Here is a 16943-nt window from a genome sequence, read left to right on the forward strand (position 1 = left end):
TTCTGTTACATGTACTCGACAAAATTGGCTCGGTATTTGTTTGTGATATAAATTCCCGTCAGCAGAATAATGAGTACGAATGAAAAAAAGTACACCGCCCGAAAAGGCTCATCAAAAAACCAGCCTCTTGAAAGAAGTGCATCGCGAAAACCTTCGATAATGTAAACAAATGGATTCAACGTTAATATTTTGGTAAAAAGTGAGTCTGGGTGCGCGGCTACATTGACCACTGCTCCTGAAATGAAAAATAATAAGCGCATAGCAGACGTAATAAAAAGTTGTAAATCGCGAAAAATGACCGTAACTGCTGATGTTAATACGGAAAGCGCAAGTAAAAACAACAACATGCAAGGAAAATAATAAATGAGCTGGAGCCATTCAAGCGTTGGCAAGAAACCTTGGCTAATGAATAAAACTAAAAACAGACTTTGCATGACAAAAAAGCCATTTAAACCTTTTACAACTGCAATTGTTGGCAAAATTTCGACCGGAAAATGCGTTTTAGCAATTAAATTTAAATTTCGTGTAATCGATCCTGCACCAGAAACAATACTTGAGCTTATGTAAAACCACGGAATAAGCCCCGTCAGCATCCAATAAATATAAGGAATATCTGAATGTATGACGGTTTGACCATTTAAACGAATCCCAAAAACTAGGTAGTAGATAATAATTTGAATGGCTGGACTTAAAAATTCCCAAAGAAGTCCGAAAACGTGATTTTGGTGGGTCGCTTTCTGGTCAAAGCGGGCAATCAGAATGACTTTGTCTAAATTTGAAACTTGAATTTTTCCCCAGGATAATAAAGATTTCAATGTTTTTCCTCTTCCCTCATGACGATTTCCTGAACTTTCCTGAGCAAAAATGGCGTGAAATAAATGCCGGTATCGCTGTGTTTCTCGTACTCTCCGAGGTCGAGCTTATACGGAACCGATTTCTCATCTAGCCGTTTAAGTAGTGGCTGAAGGTGTTTGGAGTAATGAAAATCGCCTTTTCCTACATGGAAGTGAAGTTCGGGAAACGATTGCTGTTTAAGCGCTTGATTTAAAATTAGCCCATTCCAAAAACGTTTGCCAAAAAATGGGTCTTGCCCGAGGAAACGGTTAAACCGTTCCTGCATAGATGCAGAAGTCGCACGCTGCTCCAAATATTTCGCGATATAGACTTGCGGGGCACCAATTATCGCCTTGCCGAAATGGTATTTGAAGCTATAATAAAGCGCTGCGGCGCCGCCTTTACTTGAGCCTGTCGCAATAATATTTTCAGCCGGTATGCCGTACTTGTTAGCAACCATCATAATGAGCGCTATGACGCTCCGTTCAAATTGTTGTTCGCCGCCAAAACCGACATAATAGCAAAATTGATTTTGATAGGAATCTAAAATAAATAATTTATGTGCTGCGACTGGTTTAAGTGTGCGCATGTGATTATAGACGGGCGGCCCGCCTTGAAACTCGGTGGAATAGAGTCCTGAAAAAGAAAGTACTAAGTAGTGCGCATCATTATTGCCAGCTTGAAAAAGATATTTAACAGGGTGGTCGCTAAAGAACACTTTTTCCGCCGCTAGCGTGGTTTCAATTTGCTTCTTATGCAGCGTATCAATCCATAAAATGTTCGATAATTGATTAAAAATAACCGTCTCGTTTTCCCGAATAAATAAACGAACTTGATAGCCGCCGCTATATATCGGTTTAAATGTGAGCTGCTCTTGTTGCTCAAAATCCGCGTACCAAATCCGTTCAATGACTTGGCCGTCTTGATAAATGTAATAGGCATACTCATAATTTTTTCCTAATTCTCGCTTCTTCATTTTGAATGTCAATCGCAGCTCGTCCTGCTCATACTTCAGTTCGCTCATCTTAATTTCCAATTTTCAAGCACCCACCTTTCTAATCCGCCTTCAAAATGTAGCTGTCCACTCCAATTTGAACAGCATGCTCACTTGTTCTTTTCGTCTCACGGTAAATCATATCTTCTAAAACACCAAAAATAAACGGGGTATATTGATTAACAAGCCGTGTATGCCGTTCGTTACTCCTATTTAAAAAAAGTTGGCTCTTAATGCCTTTTTCTTGTAAAAAATGGCGATAAGTTAAAAGTGCGGAAAACTGAATATCTTCTAGCCCCGTATAAAAATAAAGCGTTGTTGGTGAAATTTCGGCATAAAGTGGCGCTGAATAAAATACCTCGTTGACTTGCTCCTCAAAAATCGTATTATCCGCAAAAAATAGGCTTTTCTCTGTCGGGCAAAGAATATTAATATAGTCCGCCACGTGGATTTGGGGCACGAGCGAAAAAACATCCGTGACCAGTGGATTCAATAAGCCATAGAGCAGCGCACCAGTCCCGCCTTTACTCGAACCAAACGCAATTACTCTTTTATAACGATATTTTTGGATAAATTTAGTAAGTTCCACGTTTAGCTTTTCGTGAATAAATTTACCAGAATCAATTAAATACCAGCCGTATACACTCGAAAAGTGGTCTTTTATGAACAAATAATCCGCCGCCTTCACACGTTCAGCAAATTTAATCCACGTGTAACGTTCATGCATGAGCGCAACTTGTTCCTGGTTTATTTCTTGATTAAAAATCGCTGGAATAGCATCATTTAATGGCTTCCCTGCGTTTTGAAAGACAATCACAAGTGTATCGCTCCCATTTTGAAAGTGTTTTCCGTGTAGCATTTTAAGCGCCCCTTTTAAATATCTACAATTAGTGTTTTTTGAACTGGTTGGCTTATTTTTGTTGTAACTTCATTCGTTTCATCGTTCTTAACAAACACTTTGACAAAATATTCGCCGCCCTCGGTTAACTGAACTTGATTTGTATCAAATTTCGTATACTGCGACTTAGCGACGGCTTCTAAACGACCTTTTTTGTACACATAAAAAGCAAATTTATAAGGGGGATGTTGCTCTTTCGCTTTTATATGGCATTTTGTTTGTAAACTGTTGCCAATTAAGAACACTTCTACTTTTTGTATGAAGTCAGCTTGCTTTTCCACTTTTTTCCTCATCCTTTTTTTCATATTTGTCTCCTTAAATCGGTTTTTGAACCATTTCTATACATAGTGTTTCGATTTGTTGAATAATTGCTTTACGATCAAATTTTTGTCGTGCGAATTGCTTTCTTTTTTCTACATCAGTAGCTTGCCATTCTCCTTTTTGAACAGCCGCCACTGCTTCCGCTTTAGACGAAACAATATAACGGCTTGGGTAAACCGTGTCAGCGCCCTTCCAATTACGAATCACAGGTATAGCGCCACTTGCCATCGCCTCAGAAACTGAAACGTGTGAGCCTTCATAATCACTTGGCGAAAGCAAATAGTCAATTTTCTGAAGCCATTCTGGGATATCATTTCCGTGCGGATCAAAAATGACATTTTCACGCCACGTAGCTTGCTCAATTCGGTTTAGCACCGAGGTATAGTATTCCCGCTCTTTCTCGCGCGCCATCAGCCATGGCACTTCGTCAGGCCGCTTGCTTTTAATAAATAATTTATAGCGCTTATCTGTTTGCCATAGCGCTTCAAAAAGGTCAATCGCCAAGTCCACCCTTTTTCGCGCTGGTAAAATCCCGCATATACCGAGCTGAAATTTACTATTCGGCTGTTTAGGTAAATCTAGTTTGTCAGCATCAATTAAATTATCAATGTAGCTCATTTTATGGCGTGGAATTTGAAAAATCGCATGAAATTCTTCAAGCATATAAGGTGTGATGACGATAAATTGGTCCACTTTTGAACTGTCAACAAGATGGAGAAACTTCAAATCTTTTTCTTGGAAATGAAGGCGGGCAATTAGCGTCTGATGTTCTTTTTTATGTTCGGCATACCAGACGAGGTTTCCTAGTCCCCACTCACAAAAAACAATATCGGCCCATTCAAGGCATGCTTGGCTATGTTTTTCATCATGCTTTTCATGCGAAGAAAACACATCTAGTTTTACTTCAAAAGCAGGGTTCTCTTTAAAAGAATCGATGAACATTGTAGCAAATTTCAAGTCATGACCTGCGAACACTATTTTTGTGGGCGCCTTTTTGAATGACCAAATGAAGCTGCGCAAGCGGTTGTAGGCTGCTTTAAAGGTGAACGCCTTGCTCGCATTATAAATTTGCGCAGCAGCTTTCGCGTAAAGTGCTTCGTCACGTAAAGCAGCTCTGGTTTTTTCAATGACGTCCGCTTCCGTTTCAACAAAAAGTGGGTAATCACGTCCGAGCAAATCTTCGTGCATTTTAGTGCGCCTCACTAGTGCTGGCTTTCCGAGTCGCCCGTATTCAAGCAACTTGCTCGATAACTCTACGCTATCATCATTATCAAGCGCGGCACTTCTCCAAGCGATGCCAATGTCCGCTTCTCCGATTAGGCGTTGACACTCTTCCCTAGAAACGGCACCAACCCAGTCGATTGCCGGCACCTCTTGCAAATCTTTTTTTATTCTAAGTTGGTTTTCCCGCTCTCTAAGACGGTCTTGAAATTTATCGCCTACAACTTGTGTATGAATTCGTTTATCTCGCTCAGCTAATTTTTTTGTCACCGAAATAATTTCTTCCGTATGCCAATCCTCATGAAACTTACCACTGTAAATAAGCCTAAAATGTTTGTTCTCAAAACTAGGAATCGTTTCAAAATCAGGAATCATCGGATATAAAAGCTGAATTTTGTTCCCATCAACTTGAATTAGCCTTTTGAAAGCCTCCTTCGTTTCTTTCGTCTGTAAAAAAAGAAAATCAAAATGCTCGTAGACTCGCAACAAGTCCGCGCGTTCTTCTTTAGTAGACCGTTCATCATGTTTAAAATCGGTGAGATAAGGCACGGTAATCGATTGGAAGACATCATGCTCCATAATTTCGCGCACCAAATTGAAACCTCGAACAATGACTAAATCATACTGGTTTTCCTTATGAAGTTGCTTCATAATTTGAACGGCTTCCCTGGTTGAAAGCCGCGAATTCGTTGTCGGCAGACTCTTATTTTTAAAAGGTTGAATCAAATAAATGTTTTGCGTCTTCTTTAGCGCGCTCGTTAAATGTGAATTTTGTTCTTTCGCTTTTAAAAGTAAGTCTACCTTTATATTCGGACTTAAAGCGAGCATGCGCGCCATTGAAGTTAACCAAACTGCCGAACCGTCCATAAAATTTAAATCAATATCTCCATATAACAAAATGCGTAACTGACTCATTTAAAGCCTCCTATATTTCTACCTGATTAAGCAACAGCGCTTTCTCATTCGCCCCTTTTTCCACAAAGTTAAAGCAATCCGCGCTAAACATTTTCGCCCCGAAACGAGCGTAACTTTCTAAATTCTCATCTTGAATAAAACTTTCAAGTAAACTTTTCATATTTTTACGAAAATGGTAATTTGTGCGCACAATAGTGCGGGATGGAAGTAGCTCATGGACAAAAATATAGTCGGCGTTTTCCTGATAAATTTCTAGCTGCTTATTATTCGCCCGGTAAAATGAAGCTTTCCCAATGAAATCCGCATCCGTGTAAAGCGAAGCAAGCATGAGATCTTTTAAATAATGTCTGCCGTAAAAATGATTATGCGCAAAATAGGTCATAAAATCCGTAGCAAATAATTTTTCAAAATCCGTATAATTTTCCATGTAAGGGAATAAATAACAAGATATAATTTCGGTTTGATAGTGATTTAAAATCGCATTGATATCCGGAAAATCTTCAACACTGTAAACAAATAAAGCAAGCTTCTTATTTGGATAACTTTGCCTTTCAAATGTGTCTATAACGGCTTTTATTTCTTCTTCCGATTTGACTGTGGCCATAACGCACACTGATTTTGTTAAAACTGGTAAATGAATTCCCATATTTTCCAAAAGAAAGTTTAAGCGGTGTTGATAGGTGTGTTTTTCATAAATTTCGCGAATTCCTTGCAGTGATTTTTTGTAGTAGGCGCGTTTGTCTTTAGTGACGGCACGCATCTGGGCGCGCAATTGGTTTGGCTCCTCAGAAATCATCACAATATTTCCAAAAAGCTGCTGAATACCTTCTGAGTAACTGCTTAAAATTGGTGTTCCGGATGCCAAACCTTCAAACACGCGGCGTGAAAACATGGTCGGCGAATGAGTCACACTGTTTACATTGAGCATAAAACGGTATCCTTTATAGGCTTTATCAATTTCTTCATATTTCAAACTGCCTAAAACATCTTTTCTAAATTTGTCTGGAAAACGAAATTCTGGTTCTGGTCGGTCAAAATTCCGGTCATAAATGGCTAATCCAAATTCCTGACTAAACGCTAACATTTCATCCATAACTTGGCGCCTTTCAGGATGGCGGTTTGCGTAGTAAGAACCTGCGAAACAAATTTTGTTTTCCCGAGGAGTAGCCAGTTGGATTGGGTTATGCTTTTTCGGTTGTGCCGCGAAAGGTAACGCAAAAACTCGCTCATGCTTCGCTTGCTTTTTATATGCCGGTATTTTGTTCTCGTCTGTCGTATAAATATAATCAAATCGTTTCGCGGTATCGATAAATTTGTCAAAGTGAATCGGGTCTTCCTTGTTCCAAAATATGGTTGGAATATCCCTTTTTCGGCACCACTTTAGTAAATCAAATAGCGTTTCACGACTTACATTGGCGTATTTTCCGACTTGATATTCCCAAGCGCCACCATTACCGTGCCAAGCAGATTCCACAAACAAGAAATGCGGCGTATGCTCATTAAGCACTTTTTCCCAGTTGTCAGGTGTAAAGGTAATTAATTCTACTTCTTCTTGAAAATTTGACATTGTAAACTCGTCGATAATGCAGGCAACTTTTATGTCATGCAGTGTTTGTGCTTGTTCAATTGGGTTTGTGATAACTATTTTTTCTTGTTTCTTTTCAAAAACTCTCTCCACAACCGCTTTTTTTATCCGAACAATGCCTTTTCCAGTGATTTTGAGTGCAAAGCGAAGGTATTTCGTATTTTTTCCCACTGTCAAAAACTGCTCCTTCTCGATTGGTATTAATGTTGTGATTTCTTTTTCGGTATCGTTATATTCAGCGATTGCCAGCTTTACTGATAATCCTTGTGAAATTTCAGCGTCTATTTGAATTGCTAACGTTTCGCCTGGTAAAACTCGAATGAGATGCGTTGGAAACCTTGAAAAAGCTACATTGTTTTCCATAAATGAAGTATAATTTGCGCGGTCATCGCCGTTTGCAAAGCAGAGATCATCTTCAAACATGTAGGCGTGAAGTCCTTCTTTTTCAACATACCACCAGTTTGTAGCATCGCGGAAATGTTTATCTGTAACGAGTTTCGGCTGAATATCTCCGATAACTGTTGTTTGAAAATGATTGATTGCTTGATACACATCTTCTATTTGCTTTTCAATTGAATCTTCTTTCGTAAATTCCAATATTTCCCAGTCCATTTCATTGTTTTTGTGTTCATCATTTTATAATGCTTCACTGTTAAATCTTGTAGCAATTTTTCTTTTTTTAAAAGCGCTGATTTCGCGTCGTCTCGTTCCTTAATGACTGCTTGAACTTCCGTTTTTAAAGTTATAATCCCATTTTTTTGCTGTTCGAGCAGTTCAAAAGTTTTGCGTTTATAATCGCTTAGTTCCGCCTGTTTTTCTTTCCATTCTTCACTAAAATTCATTTCTTGATTGACTTTCTTTCTGAACATGTCTAATTCTTCTAGTAATTGCTGGTTTTCTGCTTGAAGTCGTTTTAGTTGTTCGTTTTTCGCTTGAATTTTATTTACCAAATGCTGATTTTCTGACCTAAGCGAAATCTCTTCATGAATATGCGTCGCTTGCTCTAGTCCAGTTAACGACTCATTTATTTCGCTCTTTTTGCCCATCTTCTCCCTCACCCTCACATATTTTCTGATAAAGCGCCAAAAATTTTACTTTTTCATTGTCCCAGTTGTAACGCTTCCTAGCCGCTAATGCATTTTCGCTCATCTCATGCTGCAAATTCGGATTTCTCAGTACATCATTGACAGCTGCTGCAATAGAAACTGGATTTTTAGAATCGACAAGAATACCTATTTTTTCTCGCCTAATAACTTTTTTCATTTCTGGAAACGAACATGCAATAACTGGAACCCCAGCCATCATATATTCAAAAAGCTTATTGGAAGCCGCTGAAAAGTGATTAAAGCAAGTATTATTTAACAGTTGAAAGCCTACATACGCATTTCGCGTATAACTTGGTAGCTCTTGTACGGGCACTTTGTCTAAAAATTTCACCCGATTTGTTAAACCTTGTTGCTTTGTAATCTCCATTAGTTTATATTTCAGCTTCCCGTCGCCAATAAAAACGATTGTTCCACGTTCGATGTACGGGGCAGCCGCTAATAAATTTTCTAAGCCACGTCCAATTTGCAAACCACCTTGATAAAGCAGTAGCAGTTCGTTTTCTGGTATTTGAAGCCGCTCATGAAGCGCCACTTTGTCTCGATTTTCTTCAAAAAAAGGGTAATTATAAATCACTTCTGGTGTAAATCCGTAAATGCGTCGAATATATTTTGCCCGCGTCTCATTTTCATGAATTACACAGTCTGGGAAGTGAATCAACCATTTTTCGATGATGTGATAAATTTTAGAATCGTAGCCAGAACGACTTGTATTTACTTCATGCGAATCAAAAATGAGTTTCTTCCGCTTAACTTTCGCACAAAAAACGCCTTGAAATAGTGTATTCAAATCATTGGCATGATAAATATCCGTTTGAAGCGCGAAACCTAAAACTGTCATTTTTAGTATCAAAACCAGTTTCCGCACTAAAAATCGAGCTTTTGTTTCAAATAAGAGGACACAAAATAACAACAATAAAACCCCAATTGGTGGGGCTACATACGCGATGCATAACGTAGCTAAATATATCCAAATTTTATGCAAAAATGTCAGTTCGTATTTTATGCGCCGAATGCAGAAATTTTCTGAGTGCTTTTCAATTGCTGGCTGGCTTCCTTTTAAGGCGATCAGGCAAACGAAATAGCCGGCGTCTTGTAGCGCGGTACATTCTCTTAGTACTCTTGCATCATTTGTAAATTCATTCCAAACAAACATCGTCACTCTTTTTTTCATCGCTAATCCTCAAAAATTATTTTATACAATAAATTTTTATTTACTTGCCAATTGAAATTTTGTTGTGCGTATTCATTGCCATTTCGCCCGTAATATTGGCGCAGATGCGCATCTTCAATAAGCTGTGTGAGGTTATTTTTCATATTCGCATAATCATTTTTGTTAAAAACAAGTCCCGCTTCTGCTTTTTCAATAATTTTTTTCGAATATCCAGATGTAATGCCAATAATTGGCAAAGATGCACCCATATAGTCAATCAGCTTACCCGGTATGACGGTTTCAAAAATCGGATGTTCCTTTAATCCAATATAAGCAATATCTGCATTTTGCAACCTTTCCCACACTTTACGCCTTGACTCTGGCGGTTTAATCACAATATTTTCCAAGCCTTTATCTAAAACTTTTTGCCGAATTTCTGTGTAATGCTTTCCATAACCAATTAACAAAAAGCGCACGTTCCTATTTTCTTGAAAGTCCTCCGCTAAGCGAAACAAACTCTCTATATCTTGAGCAATCCCCATATTTCCAGTGTAAACAACTGTTACCTTTTCTAGCCTTGAAAAAGTGGGAACTAGCGCAAGTTCAGAGCTTGTAAGTCCGTTTGGAAGAAAATGGATTTTTTCCTTGTCTTTAATAATTTTTTGAATGTATTCCGTAAACCCTTCGCTGTTCACAATTAACTTATCGGCTTTCCAGTAAATAAGCCTCTCCACTCGGTAATTTAAATAACGTATAATTTTTGGGGAAATTCCTTTTAAAGCACTTAAAGTTTCTGGCCATAAATCGCGAATATCAACGACAAATTTCGCCTTAAATTTTCGTTTGGCCAAAAGCCCAATCAGCGGTATCGAAAGCGGGGGAGACGTGACAAAAACCACATCATACGTTTCTTTTTCAGCTAAAATCATTTTGTAAAAACGAAATAGAACTTCCACATAAAGCAACAACCGACGGAAAAAGTTTTTTTCGAACCTCTTACTCTTCGTTTGAATACGTTCGATTTTCAAACCTTTTGGGGCGTCTTGCCAAAAATCTTTTTGCTTGTAGAGTTCTTTTTGTGGGTAATGTGGTTCAGTTGTCCAAACCGTTACGTTCGCTACATCATTTAAATAATGACAAATCCCTCTCATTCGATTAGCCGCACTTCCGATTTCTGGAGGGAAATTTTGGGTAATGACCAATATTTTTTTCATAATAAGCTTTTTCCCCTAAAGTTTTTAGACCCTCGCCAAATGATTTTTTAATTCAAAAAGATTTCCTAAATTAAAATAGTTCTTTTCATTTTTATAAAGCTCTAAAATATTTTTAGTATCCATGACAATCGCTTGATTCGTTTTGGAAAAATCTGCATCCCCTAAGTTCTTAAATGCACTATGATCAGCTAAAACTAGCACCAAGTCTGCGTCTTCTAATGCCACATCCAAACTCGGCTCAATAAAATCCGCTTCAATATGCGGTTCATACGCGGTAACGCGGTAGCCTGAACTAGCCACTAGTTTTTTATAAATTTCGACTGCTGGACTCTCACGAATATCATCAATATCACCTTTATACGTAAGACCCATCACAGTAATTTTAGGATTTATTTTGCCTTCCAAAGCAAGCTTTACTTTTTCAATTACAAATTCTGGCATAGAAGTATTGATTCCTCTTGCAGTTTGAATGAGTAGCGATTCATCTGGCGCTTCCGCCGCAATAAAGTACGGGTCAACTGCTAAACAATGGCCGCCAACACCAGGTCCTGGGGAGTGCAAATTCACACGTGGATGTTTATTCGCAAGCTTAATGACTTCAAGCGCATCAATATTAATATGGTCACACACTTTAACGAGTTCATTTGCAAGCGCAATATTAACATCACGATATGTGTTTTCCATCAATTTAGACATTTCCGCAGCGGATGCACTCGTCTCAAGCAATTCTCCTTTTACAAAAACACTATAAATTTCCTTTCCTTTAGATGTACAGTCTTCTGTCATACCGCCAATAATGCGATTGTTATACACCAGCTCATGAATCACCTGCCCTGGAAGTACACGTTCTGGACAATGGACAAGAAAAATATCTTCCCCGACTGTAAATCCCGCATTTTCAATCACAGGTTTGACATGGTCTTCCATCGTGCGCGGCGCAATAGTTGATTCGACAATCACCGTATTTCCTTTTTTCAAACAAGGTAAAGTCATCTCCACCGCGGATAAAACGTAGTCTAAATTGCATGATTTTAGCAAATCATCGTTATTTGGGGTAGGCACAGCGATAATAAAAACATCTGATGCTTCCGCGCACGTCCCGACACGAAAATTCCCCTGTTCCATCGCTTGATTAAGTGCTCCTTGTAACCCTGGCTCCTCAATATGCACCTGCCCTTTTTGTAACATATTAACCACTTTCGGATTAACATCAATGCCTAAAACTTTTTGATTATGGTTGGCAAACATAATTGCAGTTGGCAATCCAATGTAGCCTAATCCTAAAACTGTTATTTCCACAAGCTCGCCTCCATATTATTTGGCGCTTGGAATTTCAATATCCCAATTTGCCGCTTCTTTTTTATTTTGAACATAAACAAGTTCAGCTTTTTTAACCGATTTCGGCAACTCAAAGAAGGCGCTACCGGTCAATTTTTTCCCTTGAGCAATGACATCCCCAAAATTATTGCCTTTTGGATATACGGTATACGTCTTATCGTCTGTTCTAATTTCAAAATCCCCAGCGCCAATGCTCACTTCCCCAGAATCTTTATTCGTAATAAGCATATTGATTTCCACCATATTTTGATTGCCTTTAGCGTTTTCTGTCGTATCAATCGAATTAATTTTCATGTTCATATTGTTCACTGTTTTTGAAACATAATTTTTATTTTCTGATGTCTTTTTTTCTTTAGTCGAATCATTGCTACAAGCCGCCGAAATTATTACGGTAGCAATTGCCAAAAGCACTAACGTTCCTCTCAAACTCTTCTTCATTTAAAAATCGCTCCTTGCTTTACTAATCAAAGCATCTTTTATAAGCAATTGTATTCGAACGCCTTTTTTTACTCAGACGTTCGAATACATTACTTACATTTAATTTTTATTCTGTTAACTGAACATCATCTTCCGACAATATATTTCCTAAGTCGTCTTTCCCATATACTTTTACCTCGTCAGTCAAGCTTGTTACTTTTCCTTTAAGATAATATTTATACGTATTGTCAGCTGCAACAGGAATCGTTTGCAGTTCTGTTCCATTAACTTCTACAGAAACACGAGTAACTTCGCCAGTGTACGTGCCCTCTAAGTAGTCACCTGTAATTTTATAGCTATTTGCTGTGATTGTTCCTGTTACTTCTCCTAGAACAAGATCCACCTCAGCAACTTGCGTACCATCAGCTGCATATCCTATCATTTTGACTTCATCATCTACACTATTTATTAATGTAGCAGCATAATATTTGATGACATTTCCTGTTGCTGGGATTCTCGATTGTACTACTCCATTAACAACCAGTTCAACTCGACTAACATCACCAGTATACGTACCTTCTACATATTTATCTTTGCCGACTTTAAATTCTTCGAGTGCAATGCTTCCAGTCACAGGTGGTTTATCTGCAACACTCACTGGTACACGATTTAATTCTTTACCTAGAGAATCATAAGCAATCGCATATACCGTATCATTTGAACTTGTGATTAGATTTTTCGCATAATACTCATATTTATTGTCAGCAACTGGAATAGCTTTTTGAACTACACCGTTAACCTCTAAAGCTACACGTTTCACGTCCCCAGTATATGTTCCTGTAACACGGATATCTGTACCAAGCTGAAATGAATTCGCTGTAATTGTCCCGTCTGTTGTGTAAATATTCAATTGCTTAGTGCTAACTACTTTACCTTCCGAATTCAATCCTTCAACCATTACTACGTCCGTCGCTGAAGTTACAATATTCTTTGCGTAATATTTTAGTACGCCGCCTATCGCAGGAATTGTTGAATAAGTTTGATCTCCTTTTGTTACACGGATTTTCACGATGTCTCCTGTGTATGTTCCTGTAATATACGTTTCAGACCCCAATTTATATGAGTCTAATAAAATTTCTCCAGTCGTATCGGCTGCTGATTTAACAGTAATTGCTTTACTGTCTAGTAAATTACCTTTGTCGTCATAGCCTTTAACAATAACTTGATCACTTACTTTTAAAATTTTATCATTCGCATAGTAATTGAAAGTGCCACCTGAAACAGGTATTCTTGTATATTCTTGCCCATTAACAGTGATACTAATTTTAGTAATGTCTCCTGTGTATGTTCCACTTACATAGTTTTCAGTACCTTTTACAAAATCTTTTGCTGTAATTTCCCCAGCAGTTGCCTCTTCCCTAACATTAACAAGTGCACGGTCTAACTCTTTGCCATTTGCATCAAGTGCGACTACATACACGACATCTGTTACGCTTGTAATTAAATTTTTCGCATAGTATTTATACGTATTTCCAGTTACCGTGATAGCTTGTTTTTCTTCACTATTTACGATTAATTTAATTTTTGCTACGTCGCCTGTATAAGTTCCTTCCACATAACTATTAGTACCTAATAAATAGTCTTTTGCTGTAATCGTTCCGGAAGTTGGCTCTTTAATATTGACTTTTGTACGATCTAGTTCTTTGCCGCTTGCATCGAGTGCAACTGCATATACTTCATCACCCGCATTTAAAATCTTGTCTTTTGCGTAATAACGATATGCGTTTCCAGTTACCGTAATCGTTTGTTTTTCTTCACCATTTACAATTAGTTTTACTTTTGCTACATCGCCCGTATAAGTACCTTCCACATAATTGCTCGTGCCAATTGTGTAATCTTTCGCTGTAATTGTGCCTTCAGTTGGTTTCAGGATATTAACTTTTACGCGGTCTAATTCTTTACCAGCTGCATCAAGTGCGACTGCGTATACTTCATCGTCTACGCTTGCGATTTTATCATTCGCATAGTATCGATATGCATTACCTGTTACCGCAATGGTTTGCTTTTCTTCAACATTTACGATTAATTTAATTTTTGCTACATCTCCTGTATAAGTTCCTTCCACATAGTTACTCGTACCAATAGTATAATCATTGGCTAGGATAGTTCCTTCGGTCACTTTTTCAACTGTGACCGTAATCGTTTTAGTTGCTTCATTGCCATCGCTATCTGTTACTTTGTACGTAACTTGATAAGTGCCTGCTTTTGTTGTATCGACATTGTTCGCTGCCACTTCAATTGCACTTGTTAAGTCACCATCTTCTGTGTCGCTCGCTGTTACACCAGTTTTCGGATCAAATGCATCGCCTACCTTTAGCGTTTTATCCGCTGCTGTGATGACTGGGCTATCATTTGTTGTGACTGTAACCGTAATCGTTTTAGTTGCTTCATTGCCGTCGCTATCTGTTACTTTGTACGTAACTTGATAAGTGCCTGCTTTTGTTGTATCAACATTGTTCGCAGTAATTTCAATTGCACTTGTTAAGTCGCCATCTTCTGTGTCGCTCGCTGTCACACCAGTTTTCGGATCAAATGCATCGCCTACTTTTAGCGTTTTATCCGCTGCTGTGATGACTGGGATATCATTTGTTGTGACTGTAACCGTAATCGTTTTAGTTGCTTCATTGCCGTCGCTATCTGTTACTTTGTACGTAACTTGATAAGTTCCTGCTTTTGTTGTATCGACATTGTTCGCTGTTACTTCAATTGCACTTGTTAAGTCGCCATCTTCTGTGTCTGTTGCTGTTACACCAGCGATTGGATCAAATGTATCGCCTACTTTTAATGTTTGATCATTCGCATTAATTACAGGTTTATCATTTGTGATGGATCCGTTTGAAAGTCTTTCAAAATTTTGATTTTTAAATTCTGTTTTATACGCTGGTACATTTGTGATGGAAACATTGCTAACATTTCCATAAAGATCTGTTATAGATGTTAAATTTCTCCACGTATATTTTGGCGTGCCGAGAATGTCAGTTCCTTTTTCCCAAGCAGCAATATTTTGATTGGTAGTCGAGAATACGCCACCGTTACCCTCCATGTAAAGCGCTAAACCAGTGGAGTTTTCATTTCTAAAATCAAAATAAGCGACACTATCCATTGTCAATTTCCCTGCTGGCGAAATTTGGACAGCATATAAGCTTATCGGCGCAGAAATAGCTTCAAATGAGGTACTTTTTGTCATCGTTAATTGATTGACATAAATTCGCGAATCTGATGACATTACTGCTTTTTGATAATTTAATTTCACTTTACTAGAAGCACCGATGTTAACAGTTGCTTCTACACCTTTAATGCTTGCATACCTACTCACAACATCAAGTTCTGACGAATCACCAACTGTAAATGTCTGTTGTGGACCATTTAAATATATACCGATCCCCATTGTATCAATAGATAATTTAGCACCTGCACCTAACTGTACGTTACCGGAGGAGTATACTTGAACAGCATTTGCATCTCCTGTATTTTTGATTGTTGTTGTTGAAGTAGAGTCAAAAATAAGGTTTTTTACATTAAAAACATCAGTTGTTCCTGAAGTTGTAAATGTATTGTTTCCTTTTATATAGGTGACACCATTCGTATTAGAAATAGCTGCGCCACCATTCAAAGTGACATTTTCAAGTGTAACAGCATAATTTACAACGCTTGTTTTGAAAATGGTTTGTGAATTTGACGAAAAATTGATATTTGAGAAAATAACGCTTGCGGCGCTCGATAAATCACTCGCAAAACTGCTATTATTAAGCGTTACTTTATGATTAGCCCCTTCGATTGTCACATCATGTTTAATGACATAATTTGTATAATCATTTAGTACCAAATCATTTTGTAGTATAACTTTGCTAACTAAGTCGTTATTTAACGCATCCCTAAGTTCCTTTTCAGTACTTACTTCAAGCGTTACCCCTGTTTCCGCTTTTGCCGTTACAGGTAAAAGCGCATTTGATAATGTTAATAAAACTAGCATTGCAACAACTAGTGATGATAATATTTTTTTCATGCCATATCTCCTTTTTGAACTAATAAAATAAGTCGTGATATATCTTTCAGAATTATGAATATTTTAAATTTCCATGATACTCACTCCCCTAAATTAACTTCCCATTTAAAGAAGTTAGGATTTATAAAACAGTATAGCAAGGAACACCTAAGTAAGTCTGTATACTATTTATGAGGAATTACTTTTTTTACGACCCTTTCATTCAAAAAAAAACATTGACAAATTTCAAAAAAAGGGTTATGGAATCGCATAATTGTGAATATTTTCCACAAAAAAACTGCTTACAAAAATCGTATTACGGGATTTTTGCAAGCAGTGCTCATTTAATTATTACTTTTCAAATATCATTTCAGCAAATTGTCCATATTGAGCAACACCAGTTAATTTAAAGCGCTTCACATCTTCATCTTGCGTAAATAATGGGATTCCTTTCCCAAGCAAAACAGGCGCCACTTGGACGTACAATTTATCCACCATATTCTCATTCAAAAGCGGGGCCAAAATGCTGTTTCCTCCGACAATCCAAACGTTTTTATCCGCCGGAAGCTGCCGCACAAAATCCGCCACATCACCCTCAACTTGCTGAAAACTTTTTATAGCAAGTTCTTTTTCATGGGTAAAAACGTAATTTTGCGTTGGCGCATAAAGCGATTCAATGCCTGCAATACCCACAATTTCATCGTATGTCTTTTTCCCCATAATCATCATGTCCATTTGGCTATAAAACTCGGCGTAATTGGTTTCCTCCGGAGCACCCGTTTGATGCAGCCAGTCTAGGCGATTGTTTGCATCTGCCAAGTATCCGTCAAGCGAAACACAGCCGTAGAAATAAATGCTCATTCAATTCTCCTTTCGCGCAAAAGGCCCTTCTAATCCAGTTAAAA

Annotated in this window: 13 protein-coding genes; all 13 read right to left on the minus strand. The window is 38.0% G+C overall.

Translation table 11 applies throughout. The features are described from left to right. Positions 1–5 precede the first annotated feature (5 nt). On the minus strand, positions 6–815 hold the full coding sequence (locus tag CFT42_RS08820) for an ABC transporter permease (RefSeq protein WP_088815932.1): 810 nt from the start codon (positions 813–815) through the stop codon (positions 6–8). Further along, positions 812–1870: a hypothetical protein gene (locus CFT42_RS08825; protein WP_088815933.1), complete on the minus strand. Its 1059-nt coding sequence runs from the start codon at positions 1868–1870 to the stop codon at positions 812–814. Before CFT42_RS08825 ends, CFT42_RS08820 begins: the two co-directional genes overlap by 4 nt. A gap of 19 nt (positions 1871–1889) precedes the next feature. Then, positions 1890–2687 carry a hypothetical protein gene (locus CFT42_RS08830; protein ID WP_088815934.1) on the minus strand — a complete coding sequence of 266 codons (798 nt, stop codon included), beginning with the start codon at positions 2685–2687 and terminating at the stop codon, positions 1890–1892. Between the two features lie 14 nt (positions 2688–2701). Beyond that, complete coding sequence (locus CFT42_RS08835; RefSeq protein ID WP_088815935.1) at positions 2702–3031, minus strand: hypothetical protein; 330 nt, start codon at positions 3029–3031, stop codon at positions 2702–2704. A gap of 10 nt (positions 3032–3041) precedes the next feature. After that, complete coding sequence (locus CFT42_RS08840) at positions 3042–5183, minus strand: glycosyltransferase (RefSeq protein ID WP_088815936.1); 2142 nt, start codon at positions 5181–5183, stop codon at positions 3042–3044. A gap of 10 nt (positions 5184–5193) precedes the next feature. Beyond that, entirely contained in the window at positions 5194–7365 is a 2172-nt protein-coding gene (locus CFT42_RS08845) for a CgeB family protein (protein ID WP_088815937.1), read from the minus strand. After that, on the minus strand, positions 7326–7814 hold the full coding sequence (locus CFT42_RS08850; protein ID WP_088815938.1) for a hypothetical protein: 489 nt from the start codon (positions 7812–7814) through the stop codon (positions 7326–7328). Before CFT42_RS08850 ends, CFT42_RS08845 begins: the two co-directional genes overlap by 40 nt. After that, positions 7789–9045: a glycosyltransferase gene (locus CFT42_RS08855; RefSeq protein WP_088815939.1), complete on the minus strand. Its 1257-nt coding sequence runs from the start codon at positions 9043–9045 to the stop codon at positions 7789–7791. Before CFT42_RS08855 ends, CFT42_RS08850 begins: the two co-directional genes overlap by 26 nt. A 2-nt stretch (positions 9046–9047) precedes the next feature. Then, positions 9048–10238: a glycosyltransferase family 4 protein gene (locus CFT42_RS08860; RefSeq protein ID WP_244169953.1), complete on the minus strand. Its 1191-nt coding sequence runs from the start codon at positions 10236–10238 to the stop codon at positions 9048–9050. A 24-nt stretch (positions 10239–10262) separates the two neighbouring features. Further along, on the minus strand, positions 10263–11537 hold the full coding sequence (locus CFT42_RS08865; protein WP_088815941.1) for a nucleotide sugar dehydrogenase: 1275 nt from the start codon (positions 11535–11537) through the stop codon (positions 10263–10265). 15 nt (positions 11538–11552) lie between these two features. Then, complete coding sequence (locus CFT42_RS08870) at positions 11553–12014, minus strand: DUF4352 domain-containing protein (protein ID WP_088815942.1); 462 nt, start codon at positions 12012–12014, stop codon at positions 11553–11555. A 106-nt stretch (positions 12015–12120) separates the two neighbouring features. Continuing rightward, positions 12121–16059 (minus strand): immunoglobulin-like domain-containing protein, encoded by a 3939-nt coding sequence (locus CFT42_RS14875; protein ID WP_208611156.1) that lies wholly within the window; start codon positions 16057–16059, stop codon positions 12121–12123. A gap of 330 nt (positions 16060–16389) precedes the next feature. After that, positions 16390–16899: a dihydrofolate reductase family protein gene (locus CFT42_RS08880; protein WP_088815943.1), complete on the minus strand. Its 510-nt coding sequence runs from the start codon at positions 16897–16899 to the stop codon at positions 16390–16392. Positions 16900–16943 lie beyond the last annotated feature (44 nt).

The sequence above is a fragment of the Listeria goaensis genome (assembly GCF_900186125.1).
GTDB lineage: Bacteria > Bacillota > Bacilli > Lactobacillales > Listeriaceae > Listeria > Listeria goaensis.

Excerpts from the sequence above, each read along its gene's own strand:
- CFT42_RS08830 (WP_088815934.1), bottom strand. The coding sequence starts at position 2,687 with ATGCTACACGGAAAACACTTTCAAAATGGGAGCGATACACTTGTGATT.
- CFT42_RS08850 (WP_088815938.1), bottom strand. The coding sequence starts at position 7,814 with ATGGGCAAAAAGAGCGAAATAAATGAGTCGTTAACTGGACTAGAGCAA.
- CFT42_RS14875 (WP_208611156.1), bottom strand. The coding sequence starts at position 16,059 with ATGAAAAAAATATTATCATCACTAGTTGTTGCAATGCTAGTTTTATTA.
- CFT42_RS08870 (WP_088815942.1), bottom strand. The coding sequence starts at position 12,014 with ATGAAGAAGAGTTTGAGAGGAACGTTAGTGCTTTTGGCAATTGCTACC.
- CFT42_RS08880 (WP_088815943.1), bottom strand. The coding sequence starts at position 16,899 with ATGAGCATTTATTTCTACGGCTGTGTTTCGCTTGACGGATACTTGGCA.
- CFT42_RS08860 (WP_244169953.1), bottom strand. The coding sequence starts at position 10,238 with ATGAAAAAAATATTGGTCATTACCCAAAATTTCCCTCCAGAAATCGGA.
- CFT42_RS08835 (WP_088815935.1), bottom strand. The coding sequence starts at position 3,031 with ATGAAAAAAAGGATGAGGAAAAAAGTGGAAAAGCAAGCTGACTTCATA.
- CFT42_RS08855 (WP_088815939.1), bottom strand. The coding sequence starts at position 9,045 with ATGAAAAAAAGAGTGACGATGTTTGTTTGGAATGAATTTACAAATGAT.
- CFT42_RS08840 (WP_088815936.1), bottom strand. The coding sequence starts at position 5,183 with ATGAGTCAGTTACGCATTTTGTTATATGGAGATATTGATTTAAATTTT.